The organism is Roseicyclus sp., from assembly GCF_965662675.1.
Lineage (GTDB): Bacteria > Pseudomonadota > Alphaproteobacteria > Rhodobacterales > Rhodobacteraceae > Roseicyclus.
The window spans coordinates 1-5,448 of sequence record NZ_CBFIIK010000142.1; the positions used below are offsets into that span (position 1 = coordinate 1).

5 protein-coding genes are annotated in these 5,448 nt (G+C 64.8%); 2 read left to right on the forward strand and 3 right to left on the reverse strand.

Annotation, left to right across the window (positions count from 1 at the left end):
- Together ACTG4J_RS14435 and ACTG4J_RS14440 are read right to left on the reverse strand one after the other, a co-directional pair.
- A partial coding sequence (locus ACTG4J_RS14435) for a tripartite tricarboxylate transporter permease (RefSeq protein ID WP_439140437.1) occupies positions 1-507 on the reverse strand: 507 nt, incomplete at its 3' end.
- A 143-nt stretch (positions 508-650) separates the two neighbouring features.
- On the reverse strand, positions 651-1,745 hold the full coding sequence (locus tag ACTG4J_RS14440) for a tricarboxylate transporter (RefSeq protein WP_439140438.1): 1,095 nt from the start codon (positions 1,743-1,745) through the stop codon (positions 651-653).
- 196 nt (positions 1,746-1,941) lie between these two features.
- Between ACTG4J_RS14440 and ACTG4J_RS14445 the strand changes: the two genes are divergently transcribed.
- Positions 1,942-2,619 carry a response regulator transcription factor gene (locus ACTG4J_RS14445; RefSeq protein ID WP_439140439.1) on the forward strand — a complete coding sequence of 226 codons (678 nt, stop codon included), beginning with the start codon at positions 1,942-1,944 and terminating at the stop codon, positions 2,617-2,619.
- The gene (locus tag ACTG4J_RS14450; protein ID WP_439140440.1) at positions 2,616-4,136 is read left to right on the forward strand and encodes a sensor histidine kinase; all 1,521 of its coding nucleotides are present in this window, start codon (positions 2,616-2,618) and stop codon (positions 4,134-4,136) included. The genes ACTG4J_RS14445 and ACTG4J_RS14450 overlap by 4 nt, the downstream gene beginning before the upstream one ends.
- Here ACTG4J_RS14450 and ACTG4J_RS14455 read toward each other — a convergent pair.
- A partial coding sequence (locus ACTG4J_RS14455) for a gamma-glutamyltransferase family protein (protein ID WP_439140441.1) occupies positions 4,084-5,448 on the reverse strand: 1,365 nt, incomplete at its 5' end. The two genes, ACTG4J_RS14450 and ACTG4J_RS14455, sit on opposite strands and share 53 nt — an antisense overlap.

Here is a 5,448-nt window from a genome sequence, read left to right on the forward strand (position 1 = left end):
GATGCGCCCCGCCAAGATCGCCACCATCGACATGCCGAGGATCGTGATCATCAGCATCTCGGGCAGGCCGAAGGCCAAGATCAGAGGGCGGGCGACGAAGATGATCATCGTCAGCACCAAGGCCCCAAGGATGCCGCCATACAGCGACGAAACAAAGGCCGCCGACAGCGCACGCGCAGCCTGTCCCTTGCGCGACAGGGGAAAACCGTCAAGCACGGTCGCTTGGCTGGCCGAACTTCCGGGAATGCCCAAAAGCACCGAGGAAAACGTGTCCGATGTGGGGATCACCGCGATCAGACCCACCATCAGCGCCAGACCTGAAACCGGGTCCATTCCGAACATGAAGGGCAGCACAAGCGACAGGCCCGCGATCCCGCCAAGCCCCGGCAAAACGCCAATCGACAGGCCCAAAAGCACACCCGCAACCATGTACATCAGGTGCTGGGGCTGGATCACGGTCAAAAACGCATCGCCAAGCGCCGGTAGCGCAACAGTCAAGATATCCATGGCGGCGCCCTCCCCTCACACGCGATCGGCCGCCCGAACACGCGTGGTTATATGCTCCGCGCGGCACGCACGGGTCGTCTTGTCTCGCACGAAAAAAATGAATCCGGCGACGCGCAAGGCAGTCGCCGGATCCGTGCAGCGATTTACTGCATCGTGACGCCGTAAGCGTCGGACAGCCACGACAGCACATAGGCGCGTGCCGCGTCCGACACGGTGATTGCCGCCTCGTGAGCCACGCGGGCCGCAGGGCCGATCATCTGGGGATAGACGCCCAATTCACGGGCCGAAAGCTCCGCGAAGTCGGGACGCGCCAAAATCTCGGCAAAGGCTGCGTTGTACATGCCCACGACATCGGTCGATGCGCTTCCGGGCAGGTAGACCAGCTTTTGCGCCGCAAAGCCCGACACGAAGAAGGCCCGCCATGCATCCCACGCCACGCCCGAGGTTTCGCAACCCGCGGTCGCTTCGCAGATCTCGGCAAAGGTCGGAATATCGGGGAAGGTCGGGTCACGCACGACATTGCCCGCATCATCCAAGATGCCCCAGCTCATCACCGGAACGGCAAGGTTTTGCTCGACCAACGGCACCACGTTCGAGATATAGGCCGACGAGGTCTGGTAATCGATATTGGCCTCGCCGCGTTCGAACATCAGGCGGCCATCACCGCGCCCTTCGATGCCGAAGACCGGCTCGACCTGCAGGCCCAGCATCTTGAAGGCCAGAAGCGGCACGAGGTCGAGCGTGGTCGCACCTTGGCTACCGAAGATGAAGAACTCGTCCTGTAGATCATCCATGTCGCCATCGAAGCGCGCGCCCAGATCGGCAGGCAGATAAACGACGCCGCCCGTGCCCGAGGCCAGAACCGGCTGCCAGTCGCGGTATTCGTAGCGCACGCGCGGATCGCCCAAGAGATAGGGGAACTGGGTCGAGCCGGAGGTGCCGAAGATCAGCGTGCCGTCATCGGTGGTCTGTTCCTGGAACCAGTTGGCCCCCGTGGTCGAACCGCCGCCGGGGCGGTAGCCGACGATGGTGGTGGGGTTGCCCGGCAATGCTTCGGCCAGAAGCGGCGCGAAGAAATTCGCCCAGCGCGCCGAGCCGCCCGATTCCGAAAACGGGATCACGAATTCGACGGTCTTGCCCGCCAGATCCTGTGCCGCAAGCGGGGCCGCAAAGCCAAAGGCCGCGGCGGACGCCGCAACAAGTGCCGCGCCAAGGCGCGGGGTATTGATCTTGGTCATGTCTTCCTCCCTAGATCCGCACGGGCCCGGTCTGGGTCGCGCGGCTTACCTCAAGGCGTTTTACCACCCTTGATGCTGCCCTTGTGACTTGCGAAGCTTTCGCCAAGCTTACAGGAATGGCTTTTTGTCGTCTGAAACGATTTCAACGCGAAATGACATGCGGCAGGCGGGCCTTGATCGATTGGGGGAACCACGGATGCGGATCGTTTTGGTCGAAGACCATGATAGCGTTGCCAAGGGCATCTGCTACCGGATGGAGGATTTGGGCCATTCGGTGGATGTGATCTCGGATGGCTTGGCGGCTGATCAGCATTTACGCGCGGGCGGCGGCGATCTGGTCATTCTCGACATCAGCTTGCCGGGGCTGGACGGGCTGTCGATCCTGCGCGCGATGCGCCAGCGCGGCGATGGGCGGCCCGTGCTTTTGCTGACGGCACGCGCCGAAACCCATGACCGGGTCCGCGGGCTTGATGCGGGGGCCGATGATTACCTCGTCAAACCCTTCGAAATGGACGAGTTGGAGGCGCGCATCCGCGCGCTGGCCCGGCGACAGCCCAACCCGTTGCGCCGCCAGATCACACTGGGTGCTGTGACCCTCGATCTCGATGCGCGCGCGGTCAGCGCAGCTGGCACCGCGCTGGCCTTGCCACGGCGCGAGGTCAGCGTGATGGAGGTCTTGATGGGCGCGCAAGGCCGCACCGTCAGCAAGAACGATCTGATCGAACATCTTTACGGCACCGGCGCCGATATCGAGGAAAGCGCGATCGAGGTGCATATCTCGCGGCTGCGCAAACGGCTGCGACCTTATGGGCTGGCAATCCAGGTGGCGCGCGGGCTGGGCTATGCGCTTGTCATGCCGGAAAAAAGCGCATGAACACGCGACCATCCCCCAAGATCGCGAGGCCGTCGACCTCGCTCCGGGTCAGGTTGACGGCGATCATCTTGGTACCGCTGATGATCATCGCAATGGCGGTCGGCATCTGGCAACTCGACTATACCCGCCAAAAGGCCGAGGGGCTTTTCGACCGCTCGCTTTTGTCGACCGGACTTGCCATCGCCGCCGATGTGGCGCGCTCGGGCGGGGACGCGCTGTCGCTGGAAACACGCGATCTGCTGAACGACACATCGGGCGGCCAGGTCTATTATCACGCCTTCGCACCCTCGGGCGTCTATGTAACGGGCTATGCCACGCCCCCTGCCCGCCCCCCCGAGGCGGTCGCGGCCATTGGTGACGGGTTCTACGGCTTTTACGATTCGACCTATTTCGGCAGCCCGGTGCGCGCACTGCGCCTGCGGCAGGTCAACACCGTCAGCGGCATTTCCGGCACCTATACCTATACCGTCTGGCAAGAGCGCGCGGTGCTTGACGCCTTGGCGCGCGATCTGGCTTGGCAGGTGAAGGTGGTGATGGCGGTGTTGATTGGCACGGTGGCGCTGGTGGTCTGGTTCGGGGTCAATCTGGGCCTGCGCCCGCTGCTCAATCTCGAGGATGCGATCTCGCGGCGCAGCGCGGATGACCTCAGCCCGATCCGGCGGCGCGTGCCACCCGAGGCGCGCGGGCTTGTCTTGCGCCTCAACGCGCTCTTCGAACAGGTCGAGGCGACGATCCAGGCACAGGCGAGTTTCGTCTCGAACGCCGCTCACCAGCTACGCAACCCCATCGCTGGCGTTCTGGCCATGGCCGAGGCGGTCCGCCGCGCCCCCACGCCCGAAGATACCCGTGCAAGGGCGGGCGAGTTATTGACCTCGGCCCGTCAGGTGCGCGATCTGGCCAACCGGCTTTTGACGCTGGAACGCGCCAGCGCTGCTGGCCAAGCGCGCGAAAGGGTCGATCTGGCCGCATTGCTTGCCCAGATCGGCGCGGATCGCGAGGGCGCATGTGCCGCGCAATCGGTCGATCTGGAGCGCGATTTTCAAGGCACGCAGGCCGTGGTCATGGCCGACAGGCTGATGCTGCGCGAGGCGGTGTTGAACCTGATCGACAATGCGCTGCGCCATGGTGGGCCGACCCTTTCGCGCATCACTATCGGCCTTGGTCAGCAAGATGATCATGCCTGCTTGTGGGTCCAAGACGATGGCCGTGGCCTTCGCCCCGAGGAGGTGCCGCTGGCGCTTGCGCGGTTCGGGCAGGTCGGCACCGCCGAGGGATCGGGGCTTGGTCTATCCATCACCGCCGCCGTATTGGCAGCCCATGACGGCACGCTCGAGATCGACCCGAGCGATGCCACCCAAGGGGGCCTGCGGGTAAGAATGCAGCTTGCCTTGGCCGGGCCGGATGGCCAGTCCGAGCCAATGGCGGCACCTGCCAGCGCGCGCCGACCCCGCTACTTGGCGCATGTCACCGCCCAATCGCGTAGGCCTGCATCAGCCGCGGGGTCGCGGCAGCCTTGAGCAGCCCGTCCGTATCGCGCGAGGCCGCCGTCAGACGCCCCACCGCCCAAGGCTCCGACACCTCAAGTTCATGGCCGCGCGCGCGAAGATCGGCCAGCACCGCCTCGCCAAAGGCAGGTTCCACCATCAGATGGCCGGGCCGTGTGCCGCGCGGGTAAAAGGAGGATTGGAAATGCGCCGTGTGAAACAGCGGCGCGTCGATCCCTTCCTGAAGGTTCATCCCCCCATGCACCAGTCGCAGCAACAAGATCAACTGCCACTGGTCTTGCTGATCGCCGCCGGGCGTGCCGAAGGCCAGCTTGCGCCCCTCGGTTTCGGCCATCGAGGGCGAGAGCGTCGTGCGCGGGCGGCGGCCCGGTGCAAGCGAGGTGGCCAGCCCCTCTTCCAGCCAGAACATCTGCGCCCGTGAATTGAGCGGCATCCCCAGCCCCGGAATGATCGGCGAGGATTGCAGCCAGCCCCCCGATGGTGTGGTCGAGACCATGTTTCCCCATCGATCGATCACATCCAGATGCACGGTATCGCCGCGCTTTTCAGTCAGATGCGCCATCGTGGGCTCACCCGCACCCATCCCCGGCCCTTCGGCATGGTCTTGGCCCGCGCGTGCGATCGCGGCCTTGGCCCATGCCTCGAAGCCCGCGATATGGCCGGGGCGCTGCTCCAACGAGGCCTTGGCTCCGATCATGGGCGTCCGCGTCGCGGCATAATCGGCCGACAGCAGGGTTTCGACCGGGATATCGACAAAGGCCGGATCGCCGTAATAGGCCTCGCGGTCGGCGAAGGAGAGTTTCATCGCCTCGGTCACATGATGGACGAAATCGGCGCCGCGCGGGTCCATCGCAGCAAGATCGATGCCCGAGAGCGTCATCAGCGATTGCAGAAGTGTCGGCCCTTGGGTCCAGACGCCCGGCTTCCACACCCGCCAGCCGTGATAATCCACATGCAGCGGGTCTTCGTAAGCGGCTTGCCAATCGGCCATGTCCTGCCCCGTCAACACGCCCTTGCGGCGCTCGCCCTCGGCATCCATCACGCAGGCCTCGCGCAGGTAGTCGTCGATGCTCTCGGCGATGAACCCCTCATAGAAGGCGCGGCGCGCAGCCGCGATCTGGGCGGCATGGCCTTGGGCGCTTTCGGCCTCGGCCAGCACACGCTCCCATGTGTCGGCCAGATCGGGGTTCTTGAAGAGCCGCCCCGCCTCGGGGGCCTGCCCGCCCGGTAGCCAAGTGGCGAAAGATGTCGGCCATTCATCGCGAAAGACGTCATGACGGCTTGCGATGGTGTTGGCCACGCGCGGCAAGACGGGGTGACCGTG

Coding starts and splice junctions, on each gene's coding strand:
- ACTG4J_RS14445 (WP_439140439.1), top strand. CDS start 1,942: ATGCGGATCGTTTTGGTCGAAGACCATGATAGCGTTGCCAAGGGCATC.
- ACTG4J_RS14440 (WP_439140438.1), bottom strand. CDS start 1,745: ATGACCAAGATCAATACCCCGCGCCTTGGCGCGGCACTTGTTGCGGCG.
- ACTG4J_RS14450 (WP_439140440.1), top strand. CDS start 2,616: ATGAACACGCGACCATCCCCCAAGATCGCGAGGCCGTCGACCTCGCTC.